The sequence below is a fragment of the Bradyrhizobium algeriense genome (assembly GCF_003062295.1).
GTDB lineage: Bacteria > Pseudomonadota > Alphaproteobacteria > Rhizobiales > Xanthobacteraceae > Bradyrhizobium > Bradyrhizobium algeriense.
Genome location: NZ_PYCN01000001.1, coordinates 811,046 through 827,904, shown reverse-complemented (window position 1 = coordinate 827,904; position 16,859 = coordinate 811,046). Strand labels below are relative to the sequence as shown.

Genomic DNA, 16,859 nt, shown 5'->3' with positions numbered 1-16,859 from the left:
CCGGGTCAAGCACGGGTCACGCCGAGATGATGGATGCCAGCTCGGCCTCCAGCGCGGGGGCTGAAATCTCCATTAGTTCAGCGGTTTCGGTCCAAAGCAGCGCCGCGCGAACCAGCCGCTGGGGATAAAGCTTGCCCAGCACTGCCCGGTATAGCGCGAGCTGGCGGACATAGCCCCTCGGCGCCTCGTCAGGCCTGCTCGGCGGTGTGTGGTTGGTCTTGAAATCGACGATCAGGACCTCGTTTTCCGTGACCATGAGCCGGTCGATCTGCCCGGATACCAGCGCCGGCCGGCCACCCGGCCGCTCCAGCCGGCCGACGATCGAGACTTCGGCGCGGCTGCCGGGGGCGAATACCGGCGCGAAACGCTCATCCGCGATCAGGGCCAGCGTGCTTTCGGCCAGCGCCTGCCATTCCTCCTCGGTCCAGCCGTCGGCATTGCGGGCCAGATAGGCCAGCGCGGCCTCGCGGCGGCGCTCCGCGGCGATATCGGGCAGCGATTGCAGCAGCCGGTGCACCAGCGTGCCGCGCTGCAAGGCGTGGGCGCGCTGCGCGAGCGACTCGGCCGTGCGTACCGGATGGCGTTCGCTGTCTGCGGGGTCCGAGGGCCGCAACAGGCTTTCCGGGGAGACCTCAGGCTGCGCCGGCGTCAGCAGCCAGTTGGGCAGCACCAGCGGCGCCGGCGGGGACGGCGCGGCAGCGGGCGCGGCCGACGGCGTAGCCTCCTCGGGGCGCGTATAGCGCTTCACCCGGCCTATGGCAGTCTCGATCTCCTGAAGCTGCAAGGTGGAACCGGCGAGCCCCTTGGTGATTAGATCGTACCAGGACAGCGGCCGGACGCTCCTCATGTTGCCGGGCAGGCAACCGCCGACGATCAGGCGGTCTGCCGCGCGCGTCATCGCGACATAGAGCAGGCGGCGGTATTCATCCTCGGTATCGCCGATCATCGCCGCGCGCGCCGCAACAACGGCCGGGGGATCCTCGGCCTTGCGGCCGGCCCAGACCACCACACCGGGCGCATGCGGATCGGCATTGCCTTGCGGCAAGTGGATGAGTTTCAGCCGCTGCGTATCCGAGGGCGAGGTCGTGGTGTCCACCAGGAACACGACGGACGCCTCCAGGCCCTTGGCGCCGTGCACGGTCATGACGCGGACCTCGTCGCGCGAGATTTCCATGTCGCGCTTCACCTCGAGATCGGCCGTGCGCAGCCACGCCATAAAACCCTGCAACGAGGCCGGCGCCTTGCGTTCATAGTTCAGCGCCAGCTCCAGGAACTCATCGAGCGCGTCGTTCGCCTCGTGTCCGAGCCGCCGCAGGATTCGGGCACGGCCGCCGTCGCCGCCGAGCAGCCAGGCATAGAATGAAAACGGGGTTTCGCTGACGAAACGGCGTTCACATTGTTCGAGCCGCCACAGCGCATCCCGCAGCCGGCCGTCGGCCGCGGCGCGCTCAGCCAGCGCCGCGCGCAACGATCCCTTGCGCTGCCAGGCGATCTTGAACAAATCGTCATCGCCAAGCCCGAACAGCGGGCTCTTCAGCGCCACCGCCAGCGCCAGATCGTCCTGCGGCAGCAGCAGCGCATCCGCGAGGTTCATCAGGTCGATGATCGCGATATGCTCGGTCAGCTTGAGGCGGTCGGCGCCGGCGACCGGAATGCCGGCGTGCTTCAGCGCCTGGATCACGGCATCGAACGCATTGCCGCGCCGGCGTACCAGTATCAGCATGTCGCCATAGCGCAGCGGCCGGCGGTCGCTCTTGCTGCCGGTCATGACGCCGCTGTCGACCAGCGTCTTGATCTCGGCCTGAATGCGCCGGGCAAGCTTCACCTCGGGGCTGGTCGCGGCGACGCCGTCGAACGGCGCCCGCCAGCCTTCGATGTCCTGCCGGTCGTCGGTTTCCGCGAGTTCCCAGAGATCGATCTGGCCCGGGCCGGCGTCGGCCAGCGCGTGATGGATCGGATTTCCGATGTCGACCGCATGAATGCTGCGAAAGATATCCTGCTCGCGAAACACCTGATCGACCGCATGCAGGATCGCCGGTCCCGACCGGAACGAATAGGTAAAGGATACCGGATCGAACTTCAGTCCGGCGCCCTCGAACTTCCGCTGCAATGCCCGGCGGCGCAGGTCGAACTCGCGTGGCGCGGCGCCCTGAAACGAAAAGATCGACTGCTTCTCGTCCCCGACCGCGAACACCGTTCGCACCACGCCGTCGCGCGCGCCGGCGCCCGAGGTGAATTCGGAAATGATGTGCGCGACGATGTCCCATTGCCGCGGGCTGGTGTCCTGCGCTTCGTCGATCAGCACATGATCGACGCCGCGGTCGAGCTTGTAGTGAACCCAGCCCGAGGAGACGCGGTCGAGCATTTCCAGCGTCTTGTCGATCAGATCGTCATAGTCGAGCAGGCCGCGCTCCTGCTTCTCGCGGCGGTAGTTGGCCGCCGCCGCGGTAGCGATATAAAGAAGCGCCTCGGTGCGGTCGCGGGCCACCAGGGCGCGGCGGCGTTCGATCAGGGGAAGAATTCGCCGGGCTTCCGATTCGATCAACTGGCCTATGGCCGGATTGTTGTCAGAGAATTTCTTCGTCACCACCGATTTGCGGGGCGTGCGATCGGTTTCCGTGAGGAATACGCCGAGATACTCGTCGACCTGCGCAGCGCCGGTGAACATCAGCGCACCGCGCAGCCGCGCGGCCTGGTCCTGATCGGTCTTGTTTCCGGTTTCCAGAACCAGGGCGATGTCCTGCCATCGCGATCGCGGCAGGTTGGGTCCGTCGACGATGTCACGTTCGACATCCTCGATCCGATCGTCGGGATCTACGCCAAGCGCCGCCGAAATTTGCGCGGCGGCGGCATGCGCGCTGCCGGCGGCATCTGTCCATGCCATAAAGTGATCGCGGCTGAGGCAGGCCTCGCGCACGACGTCCTTGAAGGTGACGTCGGCGGCGCTCGCCATCGCCGTCATCAGCGCGCGGCCCGTCGCGCTATCGGGATTGCGCGACGCCTCGAGGAAAACCCCGAGATTGGCGCGCTCCATCATCTCGTTCTGGTCGCGGTCGTCGAGCACGGCAAACCGCGCCGGCACATTGGCCTCGAACGGGAATTGCTGCAGCAGCCGCGTGCACAGCGCGTGGATGGTCTGCACCTTCAGCCCGCCCGGCGTCTCCAGCGCGCAGGCAAACAGTTTGCGCGCCGATTTGCGCAAGCGCGCGCTGGGATTGGGAATGCCGGCATCACGGATCGCCGCATCCAGCGCGTCGTCATCGAGCGTCACCCAATGGCCCAGCGTGGTGAACACCCGTTCCGCCATGTTGGCGGCGGCAGCTTTTGTAAACGTGATGCAGAGGATCTTTTCCGGCGCCACGTCGGCGAGCAGCAGCCGGATCACCCGCTGCACCAGCACATGGGTCTTGCCCGAGCCTGCGTTGGCCGAAACGAAGGCGGAAGCCGCCGGATCGGAGGCACGCGCCTGGGTGGCGCGAACGGCGTCGGGAATGATGCGGGCAGCCTTCACCATTCCTCGATCCCCAATCCACCGGCCGCCGACCATTCCTTGATCCGGGCGAGGTCGTCATAGGCGCCGTAGCGGTTCGACCACATCGACAGGTTCAGCGACGTGTAGGCGGTTTCCTCGTTCTCGAATTTGCGGATCAGCGCTTCGAGCTGTTCAAGGGCGTAGTCGGCTGCCTCGTCCGGCCGCTGCGGCGTATCGTTGTTCCTGATTTTCAGCTCCAGCGAGCGCTGCTCGCCCGGCGGATTGTTGCCGCTGAGCCTGACATAGACGAGTTCGCCGACGGATGAACCGGCGTGGATGTTCTCAAAGCCGCCCTCGCGCAGGATCGCGGCCTCCAGCGTCAGTTGCGGCGACAGGCCCATGCGAACCTGTTTTCCCGTCGGTGGCTGGCCGGTCTTGTAGTCGAGGATCGCAAAGCTGCCGTCGCCACGCTGCTCGATCCGGTCGGCGCGCGCCGACAGCGTGAAGATGCGCTCGTTGTCGAGCGGAATCTTGATCTCGCCCCGGATCTCGGCGGCAATTTTTTCGATATTGTCGCGCCGCGCCAGCTCCCAGTCGGCAAACCATGCGGCGATACGCTGAAACCGAGGCCACCACAGCGCCCGCGCCTCGGGACGCTCCATCAGCGGCGCGAAGAACTTTTCGCCGATGCCGCGCAGCACCAGCGCGGGCTGTGGGGGGAGGGCATCGGCGAATTTTTGCGTGAATTCGCCGAGTGCGCCATGGATTGCCGAGCCGCGGTCGGCCGCCGACAGCGGCATGTCGACGGGGTCGAGCGGATCGAGCCGCAAAATATATTTCGCGTAGATCGTATAGGGATCGCGCAGCCAGTCCTCGATCGCCGTGACCGACAGCTTTAGCGGCCGCGTCGCGACCGGCGGTTTCGGCCCGGGCTGCGGAATCGGTTCGACCGCGTCGGGCTGGTCCAGTTCGGCGGCGAAGCGGACGTAATTTTCTCCGGCACTCTTGGCCGCATCCCAGCGCACTTCGCCGGCGACGGCCTCCAAGCGGTGCAGAAAGCGCGAGGCGACCGCCGGCGCGCCGCCGACTTTCGCCGAATGGGTCAGGATCACATCGTCGGTTCCCAGCAATTGCGCGAAGTCATGGGCGGAGAGGCCGATGCGCCGCTCCGGCAAATCGAGGCCGAGTTCATGGCGCATCGGCCGGCTCAGCCAGGGATCGACCCGCGGCGCCGGCGGCCAGACGCCTTCGACCAGCCCGCCCAGGATGACGCGGTCGGATTCGGTCAGCCGCGCTTCGAGCTGGCCGTAGATGTGCAGATGCGCGCTCGCCGATTCAGCTCGCCGCACCATGCGATCGGCATAGGCGGTCTGGAACACATCAGAGTAATCGCCGGGCTGGACCATCAGGCCGCTCGGCTTTTGCTCGGCGAGCAGGTCGTCGAACGCTGCCGACAATGCAGCGCCTTGCGCTTCCTCGAAGGCGACGGCAACGCCGTTTTGATCCGAGGACAGCGCGATCAGCGTTTCGCGATGGCGCAGCGCCAGCTCGGCGAAATCGTACGGTTTTGACGAGCCCATGATTTCCAGCGGCGCCAGCGCCTTCTGCAACGCCGCGATCAGCGCCTGCGCCTGGTCGAGTTCGTTGTCCCTCAGTTTCGCGCGCGGCTCCGAGGCGTGAAGCGAGGAGGTTTCATGGCTCCTGAGCTTCTTGAGCTCGGCGCGGAAGCGATCGAAATCGCGCGCCAGGCCGGCCGTTCCTGCCTGCGGCCGGGTGCCGCGCAGCAGCGCCAGTTCGAGGATCTCGATGGCGTGCCTGAACGCGCCACATGCGCCGCCGAGCCGAAACAGCGGATGTTTCAAGAGCGCAAGCAAGGTCGGCGGCTCCAGCCCCTTGCTGGCGGCTTCCGCGGCGAGGCGGGCAAAAATGCCACTTGGCGTGTCCATCAATGCGTCGCCGCCGGAATCGTCGAATTCGAGATTCCAGCGGGTCAGCGCCGCCATCACCCGCCGCGCCAGCGCGCGGTCCGGCGTCACCAGCGCGGCTGACTTGCCAAGGTGCCGCGCCTCGCGCATCGCCACCGCAATCGCCAGCGCCTCCATCTCCGAATTGGGCGCTTCGACGGCGGCAAGCTTCATCATGCCGCCTGCGATCTTCGCGGCGACCTCCGGCTGGACCAGACGGTCATGCCATTGTTCGGTCGCGCTCGACGGCCGCATCGTTTCGGACACCAGCACCTCGCGCCCCTGCGGACTTGTCGTGCCGAGGATTTCGACGTCGCTTCGCTTGATGCCGAAGCGATCCAGCAGACCGTGCATCGCGAATTGCGGATGGTTCGAGGAGGGCTGCGTGGTGAATTTGCCCTGCGCGTCCCTGACGCCGCCGATCGTCTGCCAGGCTTCCTCGTCGAGGTCGGTGTCGAGCCCCGGCAGCACCACCGCGCCCTGTTTCAGGCCGGCTACGGCGTTGAGGAATTTCGCGGTCGCCGGCATCGAGCCGGTCGAGCCGGCTGCAATCACCGGTCCCTCGTGATGCGCGGTCAGGCGCGCGGCTTCCGCTTCGATCAGGCGGTCGCGCCGTTCGGTGGGTTCGATCCGGCCGATCTCCCTCAGATGTTCCGGCCATGCCTTGCGCGCGATGCGGAGGAATTCGAGCGAGTGCTGCCAGTATTTGTCGAACTGGTCGGGCACCAGCCTGTCGAGCGCTTCCCAGGCGACGCCGCGCGTCACCATGTCGTCCATCAGCCGTGCCAGGTCGCCGGCCAGCGCCAGTGTCGAGGCCGGGCCGCCGACCACGAGCGGCGCGGACACCGGACTTTTCGCCCATGCCGCGACTAGATGCGCCAGCGTCAGCCGGCGCTCCAGTTCGCCGAGCCGCGGCGGAATGTCGAGCGGCGCCACGCCGCTGAATTGCTCGGCGCCTTCCGCAAACGCCAGCTCATCCTCGTCGATGTCGCCGAGCGCCACGATGCGCGGCAGGATCGCGGCGTCCGTCTTCAGCTCGTCGAGAAAGATCTCCCGCGCCAGCCGCCCGGCGCGCCGGGTCGGCAGATAGAGCGTCGCCGTTGCGAGATTGAGTGGATCCCTGCGCGCCTCGAATCCCTCGACCAGCCGGCCGTCGACCAGCGCCGCGATGACGGTGCGCAGGAACGGCACGGAGAGGGGAACGCTGAAAACGCGCATGGGCTTCCTGATTCGAGGTCAGGCGCCAATATAGGGGGCGATGAGGGAGAGGTCATGCGGGTGAGGGCGGCGTCCCCGCTACTCACTGCCAAAGCAGTCCGGGCCCATTCTACTTTGCATGGGGTTGTTTTCGAGATTTTTTGTCTGAACCGCTGCGGGCGGACCGCCGAAGAGTATCTGCATTGCGGTCCCGGGGGCACGAATCGCTGATGCTTCGCGCCGACGGCGGATCGGTTCGACGCCGGTCCGGCGTCGAATCAGGCCACGCTTTCCAGAAACGCCTCTTCCGCGGCCTGCACCGCGTCGGGGGTTCCGACGTGCATCCAGACGCCGTCGAGCCGCAGGCCGAACAGCCGCTCCTGTTCGTTGGCGCGGTCGAACATTTTTGTCAGCGAAAACTCGCCGGCGGGCGCGTCGGCAAACAGCGAGGGCGACATGATCGCCGCACCCGCATAGACGAACGGCACCACCTGGTGTTCACGCCGCTTGCGCAATGCGCCGTCCGGCAGCATCGCGTAGTCGCCGCGGCCGGCATAGCCGATGCTGCTCGTGGTCGGCGCCATCAATAGCAGGATGTCCATCCGGGCAGGATCGAAGGTTTCGGCGAGCCGCTCCAGATTGGGCCGCACGCCGTCGATCCACATCGTGTCGGCGTTGAGGTGAAAGAACGGGTCCTTGCCGAGCAGGGGCAGCGCCTTCACGACAGCGCCGCCAGTGCCAAGCACGACGTCGCGTTCGTCGGAAATGATGATGCGGGGCCGGGCCCGGCTCGCGGTATGCTGGATGATCTGGTCGGGCAGGTAATGCACGTTGACCACGGCCTCACTGACGCCGGCCCCGGCGAGCTTGTCCAGCACGTGATCGAGCAATGGCTGGCCGGCCACGCGCACCAGCGGCTTCGGCATATGGTCGGTCAATGGGCGCATGCGCAAACCGAGACCGGCGGCAAGGACCATGGCTTTGGTGGGCGTAACGGACATTTTTGGGATTTTCTCGAACCATTCAAATCAGCCTGCGGATCATACCACGGCGATTCGCTTGAACCAGCAACCAGCGAGGCCTTAGTGGCCGCACATGACGGCCGTACGACGGCGGCCAGCGCAGCCAAACCTCAGACTTCGGCCTCCTCGGCCCCCCGCTTGGCCGCCCTCTTCTTCTTGTCGCCCTGCTTCAGGAAGTTGACGCCGATCTGATCGCCATTGACCCAGGCCAACTCGCAGCGCCGATAGGCCAGCCCCGTGGACGACAGCAGCAGGAAGAATTCCTTCAAGTGCAGGCCCTCGACCGAACCTTCGACCGTCAGCTTGGCACCCGTCTCGGAGACGTCTTCCATCACGCAGTCGCGCCGCCAGGTGCCGTCGATGCCCATCATGTGCGCCGCAAAGCCGCGCTCGAATACGACCCGATCTCCCCTCCGACGTTCCGCCCCCGCCATGGCCGTCTTCCCGTGTCAAAACTGAATGCGCCATGCCTCCACGGCATGGCCGGTTCCAGAATAGATGCGGGGTGGCTAACAGGAGGTAAATTCAGGGGACCGGCGGCGGCACGTTGGCGGCATACCACGCGCGAAATGCCGCCAGCGCCGGGTGCGCCAACGAACGGGTCAGGTAGGTCCAGATCCGGGGCTGGTGGCGCAGATATTGCGGCTTGCCGTCCCGCCGGTTGAGCCGGGCGAAGGTGCCGAGCAGGCGGGTATTCCGCTGCGCCGACATGATGGCGTAGAGCTCGGCAAAGCCGGCCGGGTCGAACTGGCTATCGGCCGCGCGGCGCGCCTTGATGTAGCGGGTCAGAAGCGTCAATTCGAGCTGTTCGGGAACGTCGAGCCGGGCGTCCTGCAGCAGCGATACCAGGTCGTAGGCGGCGGGGCCAAGCACGGCATCCTGGAAGTCGATAATCCCGACGCGCAAGATCCCCGTGCGGTCGCCGAGCCAGATGATGTTGGGCGAATGAAAATCCCGCATCACCCAGGTTCGTGGCGCAGCCGCCGGCTTTTCCAGCAGCGTTCGCCACATCGTTGTGAATTCGTCGCGCCGTTGCTGGCTGACCTCGGCGCCGCGATCCGGCAGATACCATTCGAGCATCAGGCTGATCTCAACCAGCCATGTATCGATGTCGTAGACCGGAATTTGGTATGGGCCCAGCGGCTCCAGCGGCGCGGTTTCGGGCAGGGCTTTGCGATGCAGCTCCGCCAGCATGTCGGTCGCCGCCTCGTAGCACTCGACGATCGGCCGCGGCGGATCGCCTTCGACGACGCCGGCGCTGCCGAAATCCTCGGTGATCAGGAAACCCGAATCGAGATCGGCGTGACGGATCGCGGGCGCCGAAAAACCGTGCGCGCGCAGCCCATTGTCGATGGCGACGAACGGCTTGACGTCCTCGGCGAGATGAACGGCCGCGCTGTAGGACTTTCCATTGTAGATCGCAGGCCCGTCCGGGCGGCGCGGCGAATTCATCAGGATCGACGTGCCGTCGTCGCGGATCAGCCGCGCATAGGAGCGCGTCGAGGCGTCGCCGGGCATGCGCTCGCGCCCCGCATTCAGGAAGCCGGCATCGCCGAGAAACTTTCGCAAGACTCTCAATCGCGTCACCTGCGCCGCAGCCCTGCCATAGCCGGTGATTTCGGCGGCGCGCGCGGTGGACCCAAGCGCCGGGCGATGGCTGAAGGCGATGTCGATGCGATCGTCGGGCAATGCATCCGGTGCGCGCTCAGGCCATTCGATCAGCGCCAGCGTGCCCTCGGGCAGCGGCGACAATCCGATTTCCTCCAGCTCACTCGAATCATTGATACGATAGAGATCGGCGTGGACAATCGGGAACGGCAAATCGTAGCTCTGCGCCAGCGTGAATGTCGGGCTTGGCACTTCCAGCGCGGGATCGTCGGCGAGATAGCGGATCATGGCGCGCGCCGCCGCGGTCTTGCCCGCGCCGAGATCGCCCGAGAGCGTGATGACGTCGCCCGGACCGACCAGCAGCGCGAGGTCGGCCATCAGATGCGCGGTCGCCGTCTCGTTCGCCAGCGCTACCGTAAATGTCGTGGGCGCGGTCATTCGGCGGCGTTGCGATGCGCGTTCTGGTCGATTGGAAAGTCGCAGGTGACCGTGGTGCCTTTGCCGACCACCGAATCGACGCGCACCTTGCCGCCATGCAGTTCGACAAAGGAGCGCACCAGCGACAGGCCGAGGCCGGCGCCGCGGTGACGCGAGCCGTGGGAGTGGCTCTCGAACCAGTCGAACACCTTGTCCTTCACCTCAGCCGGAATGCCGGGGCCGGAATCGCTGACGGTGAAGATCACGCGATGCTCGGTCCGCCGCGCGCTGATCGTGACCGCGGCATCGTGCGGTGAGAATCCAACGGCGTTGGCGAGCAAATTATAGAGCACCTGCACCACGCGCCGCTCGTCGCCGGTGAAGTCGCCGATATTGGGATCGATATCGACCTTGAGTTCGATGCGGTCGGTCGCCAGCCGGTCCTGAATGCCTTCGGCGGCGGCCTGGATGGCTTTTTCGATATTGACCGGGCCGAGCTCGAGCTTCATGGCGCCGGCATCGATGGTGGCGAGATCGAGGATGTTGTTGGTGAGCGCGAGCAGCGCGTTGGTCGATTTGGTGACGTAGTCGAGATACTCGGCCTGCTTTGGCGTCAGCGGGCCGGTCGAGGGATCGCTGAGGAAATGCGCAAAGCCGATGATGGTGGTAAGGGGCGCGCGCAGTTCGTAGGAGACGTGGTGGACGAAGTCGACCTTCATCTGGTCGGCGGCTTCGAGCGCTTCGTTACGCTCGCGCAGCGCGCGCTCGACATTCTCGGTGTCGGTGATGTCCTGGAAGGTCAACATGGTCGCGCCGTCGGGCAGCGGCATGGTCATGCAGTCCAGCACGCTGCCGTCCTTGCGCTCGAGCTTCAGCGATACCTGCGCGCGGTTGTCTATCGCGGTGATCGCCTCGCGCAGCGCCCGCCAGGTCAGCGCATCGTCGAACAGCGGCGTGCACCAGGCTTCGACGGTCTCGATGTGCGGCTGTTCCTTGAGCGATTCCGCCGACAGCTTCCACATTTTCTCGAAGGCGGGATTGAACAGTTCCACGCGGCCATTGCTGCCGAACACTGCCACCGCCTCGGCCAGATTGTCGAGCGTCTCGTGCTGGACCCGGGTCAGCCGGTCGTAGCGGCGTGCGAGATCGAGGCTCTCGGTAACATTGTCGAACAGATAGGTGACGCCGCCTTCGAGGTTCGGCGTGGTGACGACGCTGACGGCGCGGCCGTCGGGCAGGAACCAGGTGTAGTTCTCCGGCTCCATGGCGCGGTAGGCTTCGTGCAGCTTGGCCTTCCAGGCCCGGAAGTCGGGCTGTTCGGGCAGTTTGCGCGCCGCGCGCAAGCGGTCGAGCACGCTCGAATCGTCGGGATTGGAATCGAGGAAGGCCTGGTCGAGGCCCCACAGCCGCCGGTAGGATTCATTGTAGAAGGCAAGCCGCCGCTGGCCGTCGAACACGGCAACCCCTGATGACAACTGGTCGAGGGTGCGGCGATGGGCTTCCGCCATCCGCTCCATGGCGTCGCGCAGCGCGGTCGCCTCGCTGGCGTCGATGGCGACGCCGGCGCTGCCGCCGCCGAGCTTGAGCGCCTGAACATCATAGATGCGTCGCTCGCCGCCGACCACGATCGGCAGCCGCGCGCTGAAGGTGGAATTGTCGTTCAGCACCCGGCCCATCTCGGTGCGCTGGTCGTTCTCCAGCAGTTCGAGGTTGCGGTGGATTGTGTCCGCGACGCTTGCGCCCTCGGTGGCCCGCACATAGGCCGCGTTGGCGTAACGCAGATTGCCTTCTGCACTCCTCGCCCACATCGGCCAGGGCGCCGCGGCGGAGAAGTCGCGCAACAGCTCGGTCTCCTCCAACAGCGTCCTGTAGCGGAGATTGGATTCGGCGAGTTCCCGGCGTAAGCCCCCGAGTTCGCGAATCCGCACAATGGCTTGCCCCCCGATGGCGCGGCCCATCGCTTCGATGGCACGGCCGTTCGAGGTGGAGAGATTGAGCAGAAAACCTTCGCCGGCCTCGCGCAGCGCGTCGACCGCATGGTCCATCTGCAGCGCCGGTTCCGGTGGCAGCCAGGTTCCAAAGGCGAGGATGCGCTGCGGTGAATTCGACATCGCGTCCTGCGAAATCAGAAGCGAGCTGTCGCCACTGATCTGGGGCCGGTTGTCGCCCGCGGCCCAGGCGATCAGGATCTGGGGCTCGGCAAACAACAGCGCACGCAGCCGGTCGGCTTGCACCTGCAGGTCGGCGATGTCGGAACGCAGGCTGAGTTCCACTCGGCTGGCGCGAATGCGCGTGCGCATCAGCAGGATCGCAGCCACCACGGTAAAGCCAAGCAGCGACAGCGCCGTCGTCAGTGCCGCAAATTCCTGGTGATTGAGGTCGAACAGGGCGGAAATCACCTGCGGGATGGTCAAATCCGAGGCCCATGCGGGTTCCGGCGAAGCGGAGAGGGCGGTGGCGAGCGCAATCACGCCGTGGCGCGCCAGTGAGGTGCACGACAGCAGGGTTCGACGCATTGCCGCGACTACGCCCGACATTATTTGCCCCAAAAAACGCACGACAGCAGACCCGGCGCTACCCCCAGCGCATGATCCGCCAAGGTGTAAGCGGTTTGGCGTTGAGATTATACGCCGACAATAGGAATGAGCGCGCCCGGACGCAAAACCGGACCCCACTTTTGCTGGTCGCGCTACGCACGAATCGGGTCGAGAGTATCTCCTTCGGGAGTCGAGCGGTAAGAGTCCAGACCGTGAACGCAAATATGGCTGTGAAAAATTCAGCGGATTACCGTTGAGAGCAGTTTTTGCTAGCCGATTCAACGTCCCGTCGAGCCGAAACCGCCACTGCCGCGATCGGTTGTTGAAAGCGACACCGCCGGAACCAGTTCCGCCTGCACGACTGGCGCGATCACCATCTGCGCAATCCGCTCGCCACGCCGGATCAGAAACGGCACATCGCCATGGTTGATCAAGAGGACGTTGATCTCACCGCGATAATCCGCATCCACTGTGCCCGGCGAATTCAGCACCGTGACGCCATGCTTGGCGGCAAGCCCGGAGCGTGGCCGCACCTGCGCCTCATAGCCTGAGGGCAGCGCGATCGTGAGCCCGGTCGGCACCATCGCGTATTTGCCCGGAGGCAGGATCAAGGGCGTCTCCGCCGGCACCGCTGCAAGCAGATCAAGCCCGGCGGCATCCGCGCTCTGATAGGCCGGCAGCGCGAGACCTTCGGCGTGTGGCAATTGGCGGATGTCGACTTTCACCGGTGCGCTCATGAAGTCTTTCCCAACGTCTTGGCTAAGGTTGCCACCAGTTCGGTCGCGACCTGTTCTTTGGTCATCACCGGCCAGGAGTCCACCTTGATGTCGTCACCGTCGCGCGTCAGCAGGTGAACGGTGTTGCGGTCGCCGCCCATCACGCCGGTGGCGGGCGAGACGTCGTTGGCGACGATCCAGTCGCAGCCCTTGCGCGCGATCTTGGCCTTGGCGTTGTCGATCAGATGCTCGGTCTCGGCCGCGAACCCGATCACCAGCGGCGGACGCTTGTCTGTCAGCTTCGAGATCGTCGCGAGAATGTCGGGGTTTTCGACCAGTTGCAGCGGCGGCATGCCGGCGGAGGTCTTTTTCAGCTTCTGCTCGCCTTCGTTGGCGACGCGCCAGTCGGCCACGGCGGCGGCGAAGATCGCGATATCGGCCGGTAAGGCGGCCTCCACCCGGTGCAGCATGTCGCGCGCCGATTCCACCCGGATCACCGTGACACCCGCAGGATCGCGCAATTCGACCGGCCCGGAAACCAGCGTGACGTCGGCGCCTGCGGCCTGCGCCGCGGCGGCGATGGCAAAACCCTGCTTGCCGGAGGAGCGGTTGGCGATATAGCGCACGGGATCGATCGCCTCATGCGTCGGTCCCGCCGTGATCAGCACGCGCTTGCCTGCGAGCGGCCGCGGTCGTGGCGGACGCAGGATGTCGACGGCAGCGGCAGCGATTTCGATCGCCTCCGACATCCGCCCGACGCCGGCTTCGCCGGCTTCAGCCATCTCGCCGGCGTTGGGGCCGATCATGTGGACGCCATCGCGCCGAAGCTGCAGCACATTGCGGCGGGTGGCGGCGTTGTTCCACATCAGGGGGTTCATGGCAGGCGCCAGCAGGATCGGGCGGTTCGCCGCCAGCAGGATCGCGCTCGCAAGATCGTCGGCATGGCCCTGCGCCATCTTCGCCATCAGGTCGGCGGTTGCCGGCGCCACCACGATCAGATCGCATTCGCGCGCGAGGCGGATGTGACCGGCGTCGAACTCGCTCTCGGCGTCGAACAGGTCGGTATAGACACGCTCGTTCGACAGCGCGCTGGCGGAAAGCGGGGTGACGAATTGCCGCGCGGCCTTGGTCAGCACGCAGCGGACGCCGATGTGCCGCTCCTTCAGCCGCCGGATCAGGTCCAGCGCCTTATAGGCGGCGATGCCGCCGCCGATGATCAGGGTGACATTCCGTTCACCGCTGGTGCTGACGGGCCGCAGGGCCTGTGCGGGGCTGTCAACGGATGGAGGCGAGGAGGTTGCGCCCGGTAGTTCGGGGCGCCCCTGTATCAGCTCGCCAAGGATGACCCGGACTTCCTCTTCGACGGAGCGGCCATTCCCGGCCGACCGGAGACGCAGATAGGTTTTGACGGTCTCGTCGAGTTTTCGGATGGTGAGGCTGGCCATGGCGGCCTCCGGAATGATCTGCAATCAATGCTATCACATTATGATAGCATTGCAATCATAACTGCCGGATGGCAACCAGAATTCCGATAAAGGTGGCCGCGATGATCCAGAGCGCCACCGTCCGCCAGCGGCTCTTGCGGCCCTCGGCCCGGCCCATCGCCGCGATCGTCTCCGGCGACAGCGTCATGCCCTCCCGGGTCATCCTCTCCATGTTTTCGAGCACGGCAACCGCCCGCGAGGCGATCGCAGGCAGGCCCGCCGCCACCCGGCCGAGTTCGCCCGCGCCGGACATCGCGCCCTGAATCCGCCCGAGCGGACCGAGATTGCGCTCGATCCATTCGCGCACCACGGGATCGGCGACCTTCCAGATGTCGAGCTTTGGATCGAACCCCCGCGCCACCCCCTCGACCACCACCATGGTCTTCTGCAGCAGGATCAGCTCGGGCCGGGTCTGCATGTCGAACAGGCCGGTGACTTCGAGGAGAAGCGTCAGCAGCTTTGCCATCGAGATTTCTTCGGCGGTGCGGTTATGGATCGGCTCGCCGATGGCGCGGATGGCTTGCGCGAAATTTTCGACCGAATGGTGCCCCGGCACGTAGCCGGCCTCGAAATGCACCTCCGCGACGCGGCGGTAGTCGCGCGTGATGAATCCGAGCAGAATTTCAGCGAGGAAGCGCCGCTCCTTCATGCCGAGCCGGCCCATGATGCCGAAATCGACCGCCACCAGCCGGCCGGTATCGTCGAGGAACAGATTGCCGGGATGCATGTCGGCATGGAAGAAGCCGTCGCGCAGCGCATGGCGCAGGAAACTCTGGATCACTTTGCGCCCGAGATCGGGCAGGTCGATATGCGACTGCGCGAGGCGCGCGTGGTCGTTGAGCGCGATGCCGTCGATCCATTCCATCGTCAGCACGTTGTGGGTGGTGCGGTCCCAATCGACGGTCGGCACCCGGAAATCCGGATCGTCGCTTGTGTTCTCCGCCATCTCGGACAAGGCGGCCGCCTCAAGCCGCAGGTCCATCTCTATCGCGACCGAGCGCGACATCGTGTTGATGACCTCGATCAGCCGCAGCCGCCGCGCCTCGGCCGAATGCGCTTCCGCATTGTGCGCGACAAAGAAAAAATCGGAGAGATCACGGCGAAAACGCGAGCCGACATTGGGCCGGAGCACCTTGACGGCGACCGGCTTGCGGACGCCATCGCGCTCGACCTCGGCGCGATGCACCTGGGCGATCGAGGCGGCGGCAACCGGCGGCCCGAGGCTGACAAACGCCTTAGCCAGCGGGCGTTCCAGCGACGCGGCGATCACGGCCTCGGCTTCGGCCTGCGAAAACGGCGGCAGCCGGTCCTGCAGGGCTTCCAGATCGCGCGCCATGGCGACGCCGACGACGTCGGGCCGCGTCGCCAGAAATTGCCCGAGCTTGAGATAGGCCGGTCCAAGCCGCGTCAGTGCGCGCGACAAACGCGGGCCGGATTTGGCGCCGGGCCGTTCGATCAGCCGCGCCAGCCGCAGCGCGAGCTGTCCGGGTGGCGGCACCAGACTTGGGTCAACGACGCCGAACACGCCTTCGCGCGCGAACACGTAAGCGGCGCGGACGAGCCGCGCGATGTGGGTCGCGGCAGAAATCACAAACGCCAGCCCGAATGCAACGCCACGATGCCGCCGGAGAGGCTTTCCCACTTCACCCGCGCAAAGCCAGCGTCGCGGATCATCTCGGCAAATTGATTGGGCCGGGGGAATTTCCGGATCGATTCGACGAGGTACTGATAGGACTCGGCATCACCCGTCACGGCGCGGCCGAGCGGCGGGATGACGTTGAACGAAAAGAAGTCGTAGAGCCGGTCGAGCCCGGGGACGTCGACGGTGGAGAATTCCAGGCACAGGAACCGGCTGCCGGGCCGCAGCACGCGATAGGCCTCGCGCAGCGCGGCATCGATCCGCGGCACGTTGCGAATGCCGAACGCGATGGTGTAGGCGTCGAAAGAACGGTTCGGAAACGCCAGCGTCTCGGCATTGCCCTCGACAAACGAAACCTGCTGGTCGAGATGGCGCGCCAGCGCGCGGTTGCGGCCAACCCCAAGCATATCGGTATTGATGTCGCAGACGGTGGCATGGAAGCCCAGGCCTGCCGCCTCCGCCGCGCGGAAGGCGATGTCGCCGGTGCCGCCGGCGACGTCGAGCAATGCGAACGGCGCATCGTTTTTCGGCGGGTTCAGCGCATTGATCGTGATGTCCTTCCAGACCCGGTGCAGGCCTCCCGACATCAGATCGTTCATCAGGTCGTAACGGGAGGCCACGCTGTGAAATACGTCGTTCACCAGCGTCTGCTTGTCCCCCAGGGGCACGTCCCTGAAGCCAAAATGGGTGGTTTGGTCCGGCTGGTTCATTCTTCGGCCCTGCTTTTTCCCGTCATTGCGAGCCACCCGGTCGGCGCGGAGCGCCGCCGGATGACAGGCTCCGCGAAGCAATCCACCTCTCCG

At 65.8% G+C, this 16,859-nt stretch carries 10 protein-coding genes; all 10 read right to left on the bottom strand.

Annotated elements, in window-relative coordinates; translation table 11 throughout:
• Positions 1-16 precede the first annotated feature (16 nt).
• The 10 genes from addA to ubiE all read right to left on the bottom strand — a co-directional run bounded on the left by addA (position 17) and on the right by ubiE (position 16,766).
• Entirely contained in the window at positions 17-3,514 is a 3,498-nt protein-coding gene (gene addA, locus C7G61_RS03850) for a double-strand break repair helicase AddA (RefSeq protein ID WP_190241640.1), read from the bottom strand.
• A complete protein-coding gene (addB, locus tag C7G61_RS03845) occupies positions 3,508-6,654 on the bottom strand; it encodes a double-strand break repair protein AddB (protein WP_108512689.1) in 3,147 nt (1,048 codons plus the stop codon). The genes addA and addB overlap by 7 nt, the downstream gene beginning before the upstream one ends.
• A gap of 257 nt (positions 6,655-6,911) precedes the next feature.
• Positions 6,912-7,634 carry a nucleotidyltransferase family protein gene (locus C7G61_RS03840; protein ID WP_108512688.1) on the bottom strand — a complete coding sequence of 241 codons (723 nt, stop codon included), beginning with the start codon at positions 7,632-7,634 and terminating at the stop codon, positions 6,912-6,914.
• Positions 7,635-7,765: 131 nt separating this feature from the next.
• Complete coding sequence (locus C7G61_RS03835) at positions 7,766-8,089, bottom strand: PilZ domain-containing protein (RefSeq protein ID WP_108512687.1); 324 nt, start codon at positions 8,087-8,089, stop codon at positions 7,766-7,768.
• Positions 8,090-8,180: 91 nt separating this feature from the next.
• Positions 8,181-9,701, bottom strand: a complete 1,521-nt coding sequence (gene tsaE / locus C7G61_RS03830; RefSeq protein ID WP_108512686.1) for a tRNA (adenosine(37)-N6)-threonylcarbamoyltransferase complex ATPase subunit type 1 TsaE — start codon at positions 9,699-9,701, stop codon at positions 8,181-8,183.
• Positions 9,698-12,217 (bottom strand): PAS domain-containing sensor histidine kinase, encoded by a 2,520-nt coding sequence (locus C7G61_RS03825; RefSeq protein ID WP_108512685.1) that lies wholly within the window; start codon positions 12,215-12,217, stop codon positions 9,698-9,700. The genes tsaE and C7G61_RS03825 overlap by 4 nt, the downstream gene beginning before the upstream one ends.
• A gap of 278 nt (positions 12,218-12,495) precedes the next feature.
• A complete protein-coding gene (gene dut, locus C7G61_RS03820) occupies positions 12,496-12,954 on the bottom strand; it encodes a dUTP diphosphatase (RefSeq protein ID WP_108512684.1) in 459 nt (152 codons plus the stop codon).
• On the bottom strand, positions 12,951-14,378 hold the full coding sequence (coaBC, locus tag C7G61_RS03815; RefSeq protein WP_108512844.1) for a bifunctional phosphopantothenoylcysteine decarboxylase/phosphopantothenate--cysteine ligase CoaBC: 1,428 nt from the start codon (positions 14,376-14,378) through the stop codon (positions 12,951-12,953). Before coaBC ends, dut begins: the two co-directional genes overlap by 4 nt.
• Positions 14,379-14,433: 55 nt before the next feature.
• A complete protein-coding gene (gene ubiB, locus C7G61_RS03810) occupies positions 14,434-16,008 on the bottom strand; it encodes a 2-polyprenylphenol 6-hydroxylase (RefSeq protein ID WP_108512682.1) in 1,575 nt (524 codons plus the stop codon).
• Entirely contained in the window at positions 16,005-16,766 is a 762-nt protein-coding gene (gene ubiE, locus C7G61_RS03805) for a bifunctional demethylmenaquinone methyltransferase/2-methoxy-6-polyprenyl-1,4-benzoquinol methylase UbiE (RefSeq protein WP_108512681.1), read from the bottom strand. The genes ubiB and ubiE overlap by 4 nt, the downstream gene beginning before the upstream one ends.
• Positions 16,767-16,859: the final 93 nt, after the last annotated feature.